The sequence below is a fragment of the Flavobacterium sp. LC2016-12 genome (genome assembly GCF_015351595.1).
In the GTDB taxonomy this organism is placed as follows: domain Bacteria; phylum Bacteroidota; class Bacteroidia; order Flavobacteriales; family Flavobacteriaceae; genus Flavobacterium.
In genome coordinates this window covers 99202-114089 of the sequence record NZ_JADKPT010000006.1, presented here as the reverse complement: position 1 = coordinate 114089, position 14888 = coordinate 99202, and the positions used below count along the sequence as shown (strand labels likewise).

General features: G+C 33.3%; 14 protein-coding genes. 5 read left to right on the top strand and 9 right to left on the bottom strand.

The features are described 5' to 3' along the window. Positions 1 to 5: 5 nt before the first annotated feature. Positions 6 to 2390 carry an RND family transporter gene (locus IRZ99_RS11735; RefSeq protein WP_194657439.1) on the bottom strand — a complete coding sequence of 795 codons (2385 nt, stop codon included), beginning with the start codon at positions 2388 to 2390 and terminating at the stop codon, positions 6 to 8. Between the two features lie 180 nt (positions 2391 to 2570). Between IRZ99_RS11735 and IRZ99_RS11730 the strand changes: the two genes are divergently transcribed. The 4 genes from IRZ99_RS11730 (at position 2571) to IRZ99_RS11715 (ending at position 6964) form a co-directional block, all read left to right on the top strand. Continuing rightward, on the top strand, positions 2571 to 2900 hold the full coding sequence (locus tag IRZ99_RS11730) for a multidrug efflux SMR transporter (protein WP_194657438.1): 330 nt from the start codon (positions 2571 to 2573) through the stop codon (positions 2898 to 2900). A 146-nt stretch (positions 2901 to 3046) separates the two neighbouring features. Then, a complete protein-coding gene (locus IRZ99_RS11725) occupies positions 3047 to 3808 on the top strand; it encodes a sensor histidine kinase (RefSeq protein ID WP_194657437.1) in 762 nt (253 codons plus the stop codon). Continuing rightward, positions 3771 to 4490: a LytTR family DNA-binding domain-containing protein gene (locus IRZ99_RS11720; protein WP_194657436.1), complete on the top strand. Its 720-nt coding sequence runs from the start codon at positions 3771 to 3773 to the stop codon at positions 4488 to 4490. Before IRZ99_RS11725 ends, IRZ99_RS11720 begins: the two co-directional genes overlap by 38 nt. Positions 4491 to 4693: 203 nt before the next feature. After that, complete coding sequence (locus IRZ99_RS11715) at positions 4694 to 6964, top strand: cation:proton antiporter (RefSeq protein ID WP_194657435.1); 2271 nt, start codon at positions 4694 to 4696, stop codon at positions 6962 to 6964. Between the two features lie 243 nt (positions 6965 to 7207). Here IRZ99_RS11715 and IRZ99_RS11710 read toward each other — a convergent pair whose 3' ends face one another. The 3 genes from IRZ99_RS11710 to pyrH form a co-directional block, all read right to left on the bottom strand. Then, positions 7208 to 9703, bottom strand: a complete 2496-nt coding sequence (locus IRZ99_RS11710; RefSeq protein WP_194657434.1) for a DUF5686 family protein — start codon at positions 9701 to 9703, stop codon at positions 7208 to 7210. A 119-nt stretch (positions 9704 to 9822) separates the two neighbouring features. Next, complete coding sequence (gene frr / locus IRZ99_RS11705; protein WP_026983544.1) at positions 9823 to 10386, bottom strand: ribosome recycling factor; 564 nt, start codon at positions 10384 to 10386, stop codon at positions 9823 to 9825. Positions 10387 to 10538: 152 nt separating this feature from the next. Next, entirely contained in the window at positions 10539 to 11246 is a 708-nt protein-coding gene (gene pyrH / locus IRZ99_RS11700) for a UMP kinase (RefSeq protein WP_194657433.1), read from the bottom strand. 191 nt (positions 11247 to 11437) lie between these two features. Between pyrH and IRZ99_RS11695 the strand changes: the two genes are divergently transcribed. Continuing rightward, on the top strand, positions 11438 to 12055 hold the full coding sequence (locus tag IRZ99_RS11695) for a thioredoxin family protein (RefSeq protein ID WP_194657432.1): 618 nt from the start codon (positions 11438 to 11440) through the stop codon (positions 12053 to 12055). Positions 12056 to 12550: 495 nt separating this feature from the next. Here the strand turns inward: IRZ99_RS11695 and IRZ99_RS21295 are convergent, their stop codons facing one another. The 5 genes from IRZ99_RS21295 to IRZ99_RS11670 form a co-directional block, all read right to left on the bottom strand. Next, on the bottom strand, positions 12551 to 12763 hold the full coding sequence (locus IRZ99_RS21295) for a type II toxin-antitoxin system RelE/ParE family toxin (protein ID WP_370527662.1): 213 nt from the start codon (positions 12761 to 12763) through the stop codon (positions 12551 to 12553). Between the two features lie 47 nt (positions 12764 to 12810). Continuing rightward, a complete protein-coding gene (locus IRZ99_RS11685; protein ID WP_194657431.1) occupies positions 12811 to 12954 on the bottom strand; it encodes a hypothetical protein in 144 nt (47 codons plus the stop codon). A gap of 49 nt (positions 12955 to 13003) precedes the next feature. After that, on the bottom strand, positions 13004 to 13705 hold the full coding sequence (gene truB, locus IRZ99_RS11680) for a tRNA pseudouridine(55) synthase TruB (RefSeq protein WP_194657430.1): 702 nt from the start codon (positions 13703 to 13705) through the stop codon (positions 13004 to 13006). Next, positions 13705 to 14502 (bottom strand): undecaprenyl-diphosphate phosphatase, encoded by a 798-nt coding sequence (locus IRZ99_RS11675; protein WP_194657429.1) that lies wholly within the window; start codon positions 14500 to 14502, stop codon positions 13705 to 13707. The genes truB and IRZ99_RS11675 overlap by 1 nt, the downstream gene beginning before the upstream one ends. An 85-nt stretch (positions 14503 to 14587) precedes the next feature. Continuing rightward, entirely contained in the window at positions 14588 to 14842 is a 255-nt protein-coding gene (locus tag IRZ99_RS11670; RefSeq protein WP_072969714.1) for a DUF3098 domain-containing protein, read from the bottom strand. Between the last annotated feature and the right edge of the window lie 46 nt (positions 14843 to 14888).

Below are 14888 nucleotides of genomic sequence, written 5' to 3'. Positions count from 1 at the left end.
CCGTGCTAATTCGTGAAATTAGTGTTTCCTTCCAATCCTTCCAAATCCTCTTTCTTAGCCTTTTTCTTCTCAAAAGTCAAAACCAAAGCCGGTAAAACCAATAAATTCGCAAACATCGCAAATGCCAGTGTACAGGAAATTAATCCACCAAGGGCTATCGTTCCGCTGAAACTGGAAAGCGTGAAAGTAGCAAATCCTAAAATTAAAACTACTGATGTATAGAAAGTACTGATTCCTGTTTCTCTAAGCGCACTGAAAACCGATTTTTTTACTTTCCCGTTGCTTTGAATTAAATCATGTTTGTATTTCGCCATAAACTGAATCGCATTATCAACCGAGATTCCAAACGCAATACTGAATACTAAAATGGTTGAAGGTTTTAACGGAATTCCGAAATAACCCATTAATCCGGACGTAATACAAAGCGGTAAAACATTCGTAATAACCGATGCAAAAACCATTTTGAACGATCTAAATAAATAAAGCATCAAAATAGCAATCACTAGAATCGCAAAAATCAGCGATTCAATTAAATTGTCAACCAGGTAAGATGTTCCTTTCTGGAAAACCAATGCTTTTCCGGTAACGGTAACTTCGTAACGGTCTTTCGGGAAAATTTCATCAATTTTTGAATGTAATTTTTTCTCGACTTTCGCCATTTCATCGGTACCAATATCTTTCATGAAAGTGGTGATTCGGGCATATTGTCCAGTCGAATCAACATAAGCTTTCATTAAATTTTCTTTGCTGTTTTTTGTTGCATTTTTAGCATAACCCAAAATAAAAGTCTGCTCTTGCGAAGTCGGTAATTGATAATATTCCGGGTTTCCGTTATAAAAAGCCTGTTTTGAATATTTAACCAAATTCACAATCGAAACTGGTTTTGCCAGTTCAGGCATTTCCTCAATTGTATTTTGCAACTCATCCATTTTACGAATGGTTGACGCCTTCATAACACCTTTTTTGTGTTTAGTATCAATCATGATTTCAAGCGGCATTACTCCGTTGAATTCTTTTTCGTAGAATAAAATATCTTTAAAGAAAGAAGCGCTTTTTGGCATTTCACCAATCAAACTTCCTGAAACTTTCATTTGTGAAACTCCAATAACACTGAAAACCAAAAGCAAACCGTAAATGGTATAAATTACTTTTCGTTTGTTTTTTACCACATTTTCTACGAAATCCAATAAAGTAGAAATGTACGTTTTAGTCAGGTGATAAAGGTGTTTTTCTTTTGGAAGCGACATGAAACTGTATACAATCGGCACAATTAAAAGTGTCAATAAATACACTGAAATCACATTGATCGAAGTGACCAAACCAAATTCAAAAAGCAAATCGTTTCCGGTAATCATAAACGTTGCAAAACCTATCGCCGTAGTTAAATTCGTCATTAAAGTCGAAACTCCAATTTTAGAAATAATACGCTGTAAAGCTTTTGCCTGATTGTTATGCAATTTAATTTCCTGCTGGTATTTATTGATCAGGAAAATACAATTCGTAATTCCGATTACGATAATTAAGGGCGGAATAATAGCCGTTAAAATCGTGATTTTATAATGAAACAATCCAAGTGTTCCAAACGACCAGATTACACCAACGATCAAAATACAGATTGAAATAAATGTTGCTCTGAACGAACGGAAAAAGAAAAAGAAAATCAAAGAAACCGTAAATAAAGCCGCGCCAATAAAAAGACCAATTTCGCCTTTCATATCTGCTGCGTTGATCGTTCTGATGTATGGCATTCCCGAAACTTTCAAATCGATTCCGGTTGTTTTCTCGAATTTATCAATCTTTGGAACTAAATTTTCAAGGATAAAAGTCTTTCTTTCAGCTGTATTTACAAGTGCTTTGTTTATGTAAATTGCCGAACGAACACTTCCGCTTTCTTTATTAAAAAGTAATCCTTCGTAAAAAGGTAAATTGTTGAATAAATCATGCTGAACCGTTTTCAAATAAGCCGGATCAACAGTTTTACTTTGATCAATAAAAGGTTTAAGAACAAACTTTTGGTTTATTGTATCTTTCTCTAATTTTTTCAAATCATTTAAAGAAACTACCAGATCAACTTCTTTTGAGTTTTTCAAACCTGTCATCAATTCATTCCAGGCAGCATAATTCTTTGGTGTGAAGAATTTTTTATCCTGAAAACCAATAACAACAAGGTTTCCTTCTTCTCCAAATTTGTCAAGGAATTTTTGATAATCTTTATTTGCAATATGATTTTTAGGAAGTAAGTTGGCTTCAGTATACGTCATAGCAAGGTTTTTCCATTGAAAACCAAGGAAAACCGTTAAGGCAGCAACCAAAACTAATATTGTTATTCTGTTTTTAAGAATGATTCGGGCTACTTTTTCCCAAAAACCAACGTGAATCGCGTTTTTCATAAAATCTTTAAAAATGGTTGCAAATGTAGTGAAAACTGCTCTAAATCATAAACAATCGATTGTATTTTACTTAATGTTAACACAAATTTTCAAGTTGTGGATTTGGGATAAATTCCTGCTTTTTGCTGTTTAATCGTTAGCTTTTCTCATCTTTGTACTTAATTTAAAAATGAAACGAAAATGAATTGGATTTTATTAATCATTGCTGGCCTTTTTGAAGTAGGTTTTGCATCGTGTTTAGGCAAAGCCAAAGAAACCTCAGGAATTATTTCAACCTATTGGATGGCAGGATTTTTTGTCTGTCTTTCCATTAGTATGATTTTATTATATAAAGCCACGCAGGAATTACCAATTGGAACCGCTTATGCCGTTTGGACCGGAATTGGAGCTGTTGGAACCGTTTTAGTCGGAATATTTATTTTTAAAGAACCGGCAACTTTTTGGAGAATATTTTTTCTTTCAACATTAATTGCTTCGATTATTGGGTTGAAGTTTGTGTCTAGTCATTAAAAATATGGCACGCGGATGACGCGGATTGAACGGATTTACACTGTTTATTATTTAAGTTAAACTCTTGATGAAAAAATCTGTGCGAACCCGTTTTATCCCTGTCATCCGTGAGCAAAAAAAAACACTATTTATATAAATAATTATCAATGCAGGAAAACAATACCATCACTTTTATTTTTTTAGCGATAATTTTATTGCTGGTCATCATCATTTGTTTTATGGTGTATCAATTAATGCAGGCCAAAAAATCAAAAGATGACGCCGAAAAAAGTTTTTATGCTTTGGAAAGAAAAGTGAATGACTTGCAGTTAGAAACTTTAGAGTCAAAACTGAATCCGCATTTGTTTAAGAATATTCTAAATTCAATTCAATCGCACGCGTATCAGACGTATTTTGCTTTGGATAAACTGGCGAATGTTCTGGATTATATTTTATACGAAAGCAAAAAGAAGTTCGTCACGGCAAAAGAAGAAATTGATTTTGCACTGAATCTTATCGAAATCAATAAAATTAAAATCAGTCCGCTTTTTGAATTAAAGATCAAGACCAATATCAACAAAGAAGATAAATTATATGAACAGCCTTTACTGGCGCCTTTAATTTCGATTGACTTAATTGAAAATGCCTTTAAACATGCCGATCTTCAAAGTGCAGATGCCTTTATTTCGGTTGTTTTTGAGTTCAAAGACAATGCTTTTTTTATGACGGTTTCGAATAAGATATCTGATAAAAAGGTACTGAAAAAGGAGCGAAGCGGTTTAGGAAAAACAACTTTGGAACATCGTTTGAAAATCATTTATAAGAATAATTTCAAACTCGACAGATTTGTCGAAAACGACATTTATATCGCTCATCTAAAAATAGATTTACTTGAATACAAAACTGAAATGCTTGCTTCTGGACGATGAGTTGCCTGGATTAATGTACCTGAAAATGCTTTGCGAACAAGTTCCCGAAGTAGAAATCGTAAAAACATATAATAATCCAGAGAAACTACTGACTGAAATTCCGAACCTCGATTTTGATTTATTAATATCAGATATCGAAATGCCGGGCATTGACGGCTTGCATTTGGCTGAAATGCTTGAGAATAAATTAGTAATTTTCTGTACGGCCTACAAAGAATATGCTGCTGATGCTTTTAATATTGATGCGGTAGATTATATTACAAAACCCGTAAAATTAGAACGTTTGCAAAAAGCAATCGCAAAAGCTTACGAACGATTCAATAAACCTGATACAGCAAAGCAATTTATTCAGCTGAATACAGACAAAGGAAAAACCTTGTTGTATTTTAATCAGATTCAATACATCAAAACGGCAATCAGCGACAGTCGTGATAAAAGCGTTTTGCTTTCTGATGGAAGTTTTCTGAACTTAAAAAATGTTAAATTTGATACGCTTTTAAAAGAATTACCGGAAGCTGATTTCTGTCGAATAAATAAAAAAGAAATCGTAGCGGTAAAGGCAATAAAATTCTTTAATCATAATGAAATTGTTTTGCATCACTTGGAAGAAAACAATAAAAATACGACCTTAATTTTGAGCGAAACCTATCGTTCTGACTTTTTGAAAAAGGTAAAAATCTAAACTTTACAATATGTCAGGCTGAGCGAAGTCGAAGCCTTTTTTAGTAATGAAAGCCTTCGACTTCGCTCAGGGTGACAGTTGTTTTTATAACTTATTACAAAGTTTTTCGGACTTGTTACATAGATTGAAAATTAGGTGTAAATTTACTTTTTCACTAGACTTTCAGTGCTGATATTTGCAGCAATAAATCAAAAAAATGAGTTATGAATAACATTAAAAACTCTTTATTTTACGTTACTGTAATAGGTGGTTTTACTGCATTAATATATTGGGTAATCTCAAAAGGCGCTTCGCTTGAAGTGGGTCGGGGAATTGTTCAGAAAAAAATAGAAAGCAATCATTGGAATGATTTTCTGCATTCAATGATTGAAAATTTACAGCATCCTTTAGCAATTCTTTTGGCTCAGATTGTGACTATTATTTTGGTGGCACGTTTGTTTGGCTGGATTTTTAGAAAAATCGGACAGCCATCTGTAATTGGCGAAATGATTGCCGGAATTGTTTTAGGACCCTCTTTGGTCGGAATGTATTTCCCGGAGTTTTCTGCCGCTTTATTTCCAAAAGAATCTTTAGGGAATTTACAATTCCTGAGTCAGATTGGTTTGATACTTTTTATGTTCGTGATTGGAATGGAATTGGATTTAAAAGTCCTTAAAAATAAAGCACACGAATCAGTTGTAATCAGTCACGCCAGTATTGTAATTCCGTTTGCATTAGGGCTAACTCTGGCTTATTTTGTTTATGGCACTTTTGCGCCACAGGGAGTAGCTTTTTCTTCTTTTGGATTATTTATGGGAATTGCCATGAGTATTACTGCTTTTCCGGTCTTAGCCAGAATTGTGCAGGAAAGAGGCATGCAAAAAACAAAACTTGGCACTATTGCCATTACATGTGCTGCGGCTGATGATATCACAGCCTGGTGTATTTTGGCGGTTGTCATTGCGATCGTAAAAGCGGGTTCACTTACAAGTTCATTATATGTTATTGGGTTGGCTATTTTGTATGTTATTATCATGCTCAAAATAGTTCGTCCTTTCTTGAAACGTGTAGGTGATTTGAATTCAACCCGCGAAAGTTTGAACAAGCCGGTTGTTGCTATTTTCTTTATAACACTTTTGTTTTCTGCTTATGCTTCGGAGTTAATTGGAATTCATGCTTTGTTTGGTGCATTTTTAGCCGGAGCCATTATGCCGGAAAACAATAAATTCAGAAATATATTTATCGAAAAAGTAGAAGATGTTTCCATTATCGTTTTATTGCCATTATTCTTTGTGTTTACTGGTTTGCGTACGCAAATTGGTTTGTTGAATGATCCGTATTTATGGAAAGTTACTGCTGTAATTATTGCAGTTGCCGTTGTTGGGAAATTCTTTGGAAGTGCTTTCGCTGCTAAATTTGTGGGGCAAAACTGGAAAGACAGTTTAGCTATCGGAGCTTTGATGAATACAAGGGGTTTAATGGAACTTGTAGTATTAAATATCGGTTATGATTTAGGTGTTCTTTCTACTGAAATCTTTACAATGATGGTTATTATGGCCTTGGTAACGACATTTATGACAGGGCCGGCTTTGGATTTCATTAACTTTATATTTAAAGATAAGGTTACAGCTGTTCCCGAAGAAATTGGCAACAAGAGCAAATACAAGATTCTGCTTTCGTTTGCAACTCCGGAAAAAGGTAAAAAACTATTGCAGATTGCTAATAGTTTAGTGAAAAAACAAGGAGACAATTCAATTGTAACGGCGATGCACTTATCGTTGAGTACTGAAATACATTCATTTGATGTTAAAGATCATGAACGCAAAATGTTAGTTCCGGTAATTGAAGAATCACATCGTTTGAACCAGAATATGCTGAGCGTTTTTAAAGTGACAAACGATATTGATACCGAAATTATAGACACAGCTAATCAAGGCGAATATGACTTATTGTTAGTAGGTTTAGGACAGTCTATTTTTGACGGAACTTTGCTTGGAAAGATTCTTGGTTTTACAACCCGAATAGTAAATCCGGATCGTTTGATTGATAAGTTTACAGGAAAAGAAGGTTTGTTTGAAAATTCTCCTTTTGATGAAAGAACACGTCATATTATTGCCAAAAGTAAAATGCCGGTTGGAATTTTTATTGATAAGGATTTAGAAGAAGTCAATCAGATTTTTATGCCGATTTTTAGTAAGGAAGATGCTTTTTTAATTGAATACGCCAAGAAATTAATCAACAACAACGGATCACAGATTACGGTTTTAGATGCCAGTGGAGAGGTAAAAAGCACTCGCGATATTCAGGAAAGCATTCGCTCAATCGAACAAATTGCACCAAATCATATTATGATTATGCATGACAGAACGATTAAAAAAGAATTTTTAGAAAGTCAAAATTTAATGATTATTAGTTTAGACAGCTGGAAAAAATTGATTGAATCACAAAGTATCTGGTTGAATAATACACCTTCTGTTTTGATTTTGAAGCCATAGAGTTTAAAAAAAAACCAATTTAAAAACCTAAATTTCAATTTGTAATAATTGGAATTTGGGTTTTTTTATTTCGTTCCGGAGGAACAGATTATATTGAAGGGATGGATTTCAATCCATCCTTCGCAATCAAAATCGCCAATCTTTGTCGAGTTCCGTGTGTGATTTCTCCTTCGTCGAATTGACAAACTGGGCGTTTGCTTGGAATTTGGAATTTATCCCGAGGCTTCGGGATTGGAATTTAATTTACAATCCCAAATCAATTACATAAGAAATCTTTACCGCAATATTATCTTCAAATCTCAACAATTGATTTGGTCCATAACGGTAAAATCCTCCTAAACCAAAACCTTTAAAGATTCGGTTTAATTCGATTCCTGATTCAAAGAAACCTTTGTCTAAAGTTTTATAAGCCGGCCCAACATGCTGTTCTGGTTTTTCCATATTTCCCCATGCCATTCTTGTTACTAATACCAAGGAAGGACGGACTTTTTTCATAATTTTAATTCGGTCAAAACCGTGCTTAACCTGAAAAAATACATATTGACTTGAAAAGAATTCATTAAAAAACATGGTTTCAAAACTGTTTCTTCCGGCAAAAGTAATACGCTGGATAATGGTTTCTTTAGTCAGGTTATTTGGCATTGTGTTGTATAAGTGAGTAATAGGAACATCTCCCATTGCAATGCCTCCTTGTAAAAGCAAACTAGTTTTTTGCCCGTTTAAGTATTTTTTTTCATACTCGGTTTTAAAATCTATTTTGCTGAAAGTAAAATCATTATCTAAAACATTTGGTAAAGATTGCGTGTATTGAAAAGTAAATCTCGGAAACCTTTTTTCAGTTTCCGTTCTTCCGGTTGGTGTTTGCATGAAATCGCTAAATGGTGCCCAAACAATTGAGGCCATAGCCGTTGTCATAACATAGCTCGAGTAAAGCTGTCCATTTAAATTGTATAAATAATCAAATTTTGGTTCAACATCTGTTCGCGCTAATTCAAAAACAGCTTCGGTTTTCGGAATTATTTTTGTCTGTACATTCGCTTTCCAGCTGATGTATTTATAAAATGTACTGATATTGATGGGGCGCGGATCGTAAATTTTGAAAACACGTTTATCAACAGCGAAAACCGTACTTGCAATCTCTCGCACATCATCTGTGTACGATCCGTTAAGCCATGTATTGGTTGATTTATCCAATAAAACTCCGGAGCCTAAGCTATATTTGAAATTACCATCTTTTGTTCCATATGCGGTATAACCTTCGATTCTAAAGTTTTTAGAAAAACGGTCATTTGTAATTCCGCCAGCACCCAAACGAAATCCTTCGTAATTATTGTAACTGATGATTTTCTTTAAATCAAGATCAATCGGGCCAATAGGCAAATAACCGTTTATAATTTTTCGTCCCAGGCCTAAACGTTTTTCAATTCTCTTACTTATTGAGATACTATCTAATAATTGATATGTTTTCTGGCTTTTTAAGTCTAAACTTTCTTTTCTGTAAGTATTCCAGAATTCTTCTGGCTTTTTGCTGGCATCGTCTTTAATTTCGATATAAAGTGATGGATCTTTTATTGAAGAATTGGTGTTGTAATGAATATCAAAATTATTACTTTCAGAAAGCAAATAAGTGAAATCTGAAGCCACTTTTTTTCTTGGTTCAAAATTGTCTTCCACATCTCCGTCAAACTGAATAGTTCCGCCTAAGATTTTGATATCATCGTTACTTTTTCCCTTTACAATTTTGAAAGTAGTATTGCTTTGAAACCAAATTTTTTCATTGGGTACATATTCAAATTCGTGAATACCGCTAATATCCAAAACACCTTTTATTCGCATTACCGCTTTCGCGACAGCGAAATTTTCCTGATCGATGTACAAAACGCCTTCAAGTCCGTTTGATTTCCTTTTTTTCTTATTTTTAAAGTAAATCATGTAGGTGTTTCTTCCTTTTATCGGAACGGTGTCCAATAATTTATAGTTGTAATCGGCAAAGGCATTGTCTGCAATCGGACTCTGGTGCTTGGTTTCGAATAATTCATATTTCGAACCATATACTGAAATAGATTGTAAATTGAAGGCAATAATTTCATAAACCGGTTGTTTGAAACCGGCCATTTTGGTACCGAGAATAGTTTCTTTTAATTGATTTTTTCCAAACTGATATTGTGAAACTTTTTCAGTTTGAAATAAATGCTGTTTGCTGATGATTTCCTTAAACTTATAATCTGATGAATCTATGTTTATCGTTTTTTTATTGAAATCTTTATAGGCTGCAGAGGAATCAATTCGGCCATCAATAGAATCCGGATTGGCTGTAACAATAAGTTTATTGTAGGTTTTGTATTCGAAACTACTGAGTTTCTTCTGTGGATTGTTTAGATTCTTATTCGCAATAACTTTCTTTATAATAGTTAGAGCCGGATTTTCATTAGAAACAACAACTTCCTTCAAATCATCTGTTTTTTCAGAAAGTGAAATTGAATAAAACTTTTTATTAGCTGTTAAAGCAATAATTTTAGTTTGAAAGCCAATATAAGAAACGGCAAAAGTGCTGGTTTTTGCATTGATTTTGAGGTCAAATTTTCCATCAACATCTGTAATAGTATTGTTATTATCTGAAGTAGTGATTGTGGCAAACGGAAGAGGTTTTCGGTTTGAATCGGTTACAATTCCGTTTATTTGAAATTGCGCTTGAATAGTAAGCGTAAAAAACAAAGTCAATAAACAAAATAGCTTCATACTGAGGATTATAGTTTCAAAAACGAAAACATTCTAATTTTGGTATGCAAAAATAAGAATAAAAAAATCCGTCTGGTATAATTTAACCAAACGGATTTTTAATTTATGTCGAATAAAAATTACACCTTCATGATTTCAGCTTCTTTCGCAGCCAATAATTCATCGATTTTTTTGATGTAAGCATTCGTTAAGTTTTGAACTTCTTCTTCAGCCGATTTACAAACATCTTCAGAAGTTCCTTCTTTTTCTAATTTTTTAATATCAGTGTTAGCATCTTTACGTACATTACGAACACCAATTTTTGCATCTTCCGCTTCAGATTTAGCTTGTTTAGCTAATTCTCTACGACGATCTTCTGTTAAAGGCGGAACACTGATGATAATCATGTCTCCATTATTCATTGGGTTGAAACCAATGTTAGCGATCATGATCGCTTTTTCAATAACATGAAGCATGTTTTTTTCAAACGGCTGTAAGGTAATTGTTCTTGCGTCCGGAACACTAATTTTTGAAACTTGCGAAAGCGGCGTTGCAGATCCGTAATAATCTACAAAAACACTTCCCAACATCGCAGGAGAAGCTTTTCCTGCACGAATGTTTAGGAATTCTTTCTCTAAATGCGCAATTGAGCCATTCATTGATTCTTCAGTACTCTCTAATATAAAATCTATTTCTTCACTCATTTTTTTAGATTTTTAGATTTTTAGACAATTGGATTTTAAAATCGCAATCCTCTAATTTACTAACTAATATAATTTTATTTTTTTTAATTACTTTAAAGATTATCAGGATTTCGGAAAAATCTAATGATCTAACATCTAATAATCTAAGTAGTTTAAATATTAACTACAGTTCCGATGTTTTCTCCTTCGCAGATTTTCAATAAGTTTCCAATTTTGTTCATATCAAAAACTACGATTGGCAATTTATTCTCCTGGCTTAATGTGAAAGCTGTAGTATCCATTACGTTTAATCCTTTTTTAATAACATCGTCAAACGAAATGAAATCAAATTTTACTGCCGAAGCATTTTTTTCAGGATCGCAGTCGTAAACACCATCAACACGAGTTCCTTTCAGGATAACATCAGCATTAATTTCGATTCCTCTTAAAACAGCAGCAGTATCAGTTGTGAAATATGGATTTCCGGTTCCGGCTCCAAAGATTACGATTCTTCCTTTTTCAAGGTGACGATCCGCTCTTCTTTTGATGTATGGTTCTGCGATAGATTCCATTTTCAAAGCAGTCTGCAAACGTGTTTTCATTCCTTTGTCTTCAAGAGCGCCTTGTAAAGCCATTCCGTTAATTACGGTAGCAAGCATTCCCATATAATCGCCTTGTACTCTGTCCATACCGGCACTTGCACCAGCAACGCCTCTAAAAATATTTCCTCCTCCAATAACAATAGCAATTTCTACTCCTTTACTGTGAATCTGCTTAATTTCTTCAGCATATTCGGCTAATCTTTTAGGGTCAATTCCGTATTGTAAATCACCCATCAAGGCCTCGCCGCTAAGTTTTAGAAGAATTCTTTTATATTTCATGTTCGTGTTGCGTTAATTTGTGCAAATATAGACATATTCTGATTTTTAAAAATAATGTTTACAAAAAATTAATTGCTCTTTTGGATTTAAATTCTGAAAGACTTTTAGACTTTATTTTGATTGAATCTGATAAAAGTCATTTGGTTGTCTTTTTAAATTGCTTAAATTTATAAAACCAAAATGAAAGAACTATGAAAAGTATTGTAGCTAAAGCATTATTCAACAGTCATTCCTATGCCGAATATCGAAAATTAGTAACCGATTTATTATCTGAAGGAAAATCAACCGGAGCGGAACAATCTGAAAGTTTAACGCACTATACAAGTCTCAATGAAGCGCGAATGAATCGTTTGGAAAAAACGATTAAAATTTCTGAAGAGATAATAGCAAAACTTCAAAATTTAGACAACCATTATATTTGGCTGGTTATCTCTGAAGGCTGGTGCGGAGACGCTGCTCAAATACTTCCTATTATACATAAAATGGCAAATGAATCAAATAAAAAAGTTGATCTGCGAATTGTTTTACGAGATGAAAACGATGAATTAATGAGTCACTATTTGACAAACGGCGGAAGAGCGATTCCAAAAGTTATTGTGATTTGCAAAGAAGCCGGAATTGTTCGTGCAGATTGGGGACCAAGACCAAAAGGGGCCACCGAATTAATGGCGAATTATAAAAAAGAATTTGGAGTTATTGATGAAAAAATCAAAACTGATTTGCAATTATGGTATCTGGCTGATAAAGGGATTTCTGTTCAGGAAGAATTAGTTCAGATTATGGAAAATATAAAGTATGACCGATTTTAAGTTTTATATGAAATAAATCGATGAAACTCCTTATTTTTGGGGTAATCAACTGAAAACAAGAATTTTAGTAATAAATAATCCGTTAAAATATTTTTTTCTGATTATTATATTTTGTACCTTGTTGTCATAATCCCACTTCTATTATTTATTTTTTGATTTACTCTGTTTACTGGTGTTTATTTAATGTTTAACTATTAAAAATACACTGCCATGATGAAGTTATTCGACAAATTTTACGATTTTATTTCAGGTTTATTGTTTGGAGGAAAAAATATGACGCACTATTAAACTCAAAAACAAGTACGGAAAGCAAAATTATTTTAGAAGCTGGCACATTACTATCGCCTCATTCCGTAATGTGCTATTTTGTTTTTACTCCAATTTGAGGATTTCTTAATATGACTTATTGATAAAAGCCAAACTTAATCTAATTTTATTTTTTTGGTTTTGATAATAGATTTAGGAGATCGGCTTCCGTGAAAAGCTCTTAAAACTTCAATTCTGGTTTTTTGAAATTCTGTAAATTATCAGATAAGACCCTAGAATAATATTTCGATATTTCTGAGTTTTAGTTTTCAGATGTCGACATTCCGGGTGCAATAAGTAATGTGATTTTAGTTGTTCAACATCAGCAAAAATTTCTTTAAAAAACGCTAAAGCAGCATTTTCACCAAAAGTAGTTTCTCCGTATTCAAAAATTTCCTGAATGTCTTTGTAGTAATAGATAGATTTAACTACTTCTTTCTTTGAAATCTCTATTCTTCAAAGCGAACTTTAAATTCCTTAATAGATAAAAATTCACCTTCTTCAGCTTCTTTAATCATCGAAGTGAATTTTTTTTGAGACATTGGTTTTCCAGGTGTCGCGAGATTGTTGGAGTTGTTTTTTTGAGTCTTCATAATTGTAAAGTTAAATAAAAAATTTGAGAATGAGTTTGTCATCAAATAATTATTCCTTTTTCAAATTCAGACTTTCTTCAAACAAAGTAATATCAATCGCATCCTTTACATCGTAATCACCAATTTTAGTTCGGCGTAAAACGGTTAAATGTGAACCTGAATTCATTGCTTTTCCAAAATCAAATGCTAAAGAACGAATGTATGTTCCTTTACTACAAACTACTCTAAAATCAATTTCAGGTAATGCAATTCTGGTGATTTCAAATTCATGAATTGTAGTTTTTCTGCTGGCAATTTCTACTGTTTCTCCAGCACGTGCGTGCTCATACAAGCGAATTCCGTCTTTTTTTATGGCTGAAAAAATAGGTGGTTTTTGATCAATTTCTCCTAAAAACTGTTTTACGGTTTCATGAATCAAAGCTTCGTCAATATGATCCGTTGGAAAAGTTTGGTCGATTTCGGTTTCTAAATCATACGATGGAGTAGTAGCTCCAATGTGGAAAGTTCCCGTGTATTCTTTCGCCTGACCCTGAAGTTCAGAAATTCTTTTGGTAAATTTTCCGGTACAAATCAATAATAGCCCAGATGCTAAAGGATCTAAAGTTCCCGCATGTCCAATTTTGAACTTTTTTGGAAGCCCAACTTTATTGATTAAAAGGTATTTTAATTTATTGACAGCTTGAAACGAACTCCATTTTAAAGGTTTGTCTATCAGTAAAACTTGTCCGTCTAAATATTCTTCAGTTGTCATTATATAATGGTAAGCGGGTGAATGAAAAAGTGGATAATCAATAAAATGATTCCGGCAAGAATTCGGTAATAGCCAAAAACTTTAAAACCATTTTTGGTCAAAAATCCAATGAAGGTTTTAATGGCTAAAAGGGCTACAATAAACGCTACTACGTTTCCAATAACTAATAGGTTGATCTGATCATGAGATAACTCAAATCCAGCCTTGTAATAATCGTAGCATTTTTTAACCGTTGCGCCCAACATCGTCGGAACAGCTAAGAAGAATGAAAATTCAGCGGCAGTTGTTCTCGATAATTTTTGAGACATACCTCCCACAATACTCGCACCACTTCTTGAAACTCCGGGAATCATAGCTATACATTGGAATAATCCAATTTTAAAAGCTTGTAAATAGGTGATTTCCTGAGATGTTTCTGCAGTATTTGGATTGTTGAACCATTCGTCTACTTTCAATAAAATCAAACCTCCGATTAAAAGAGAAATCGCAACTGTAACCGGATTTTCTAATAAACCATCGATAAAATCACTCAATAATAATCCTAAAACTACCGCAGGAATAAAAGCGACTAAAAGTTTAAAGTAAAAATCAAGTGTTTGAAAGAAACGTTTGAAATATAAAACTACAACTGAAAGTATAGCGCCAAGCTGAATAACAATTGTGAAAAGTTTTGTAAAGTCTTCGTGTGCAATTCCGAAAAAAGAAGAGGCAATAATCATATGTCCAGTTGAAGAAACAGGTAAAAATTCTGTAATTCCTTCAATAATGGCAAGAATGATAGCTTGTAATGTATTCATGTAGAATTTTAGATTTTAGATTTCAGATTTTAGATTATTATCCTTCGACTATGCTCAGGATGATAATCAAAATTCAAAAAATCTATTATTTAGATTTTTTGAAGATCGAGTAAATCGTGATTCCAAAACCAATTAAAACCGTTGTTGGAGCTAAACGAATACGTCTGAAGCTAAAAACATCTTCATTAAAAACATTCGGGTTATCACTTCCTCCACCAGACATTAAGATAAATCCAAGCGCGATTACACCAATTCCAATCAATAAGATTTTGTAATTGATACCGTCAAAAAGAAATTCTTGTTTTTGAGGTTGTTGTTCTTCTTTAATATTGTTTTTCATTTTGTCATTGCGAGGAAAGAAGCAATCTCATCCTCTGTTTTATGAG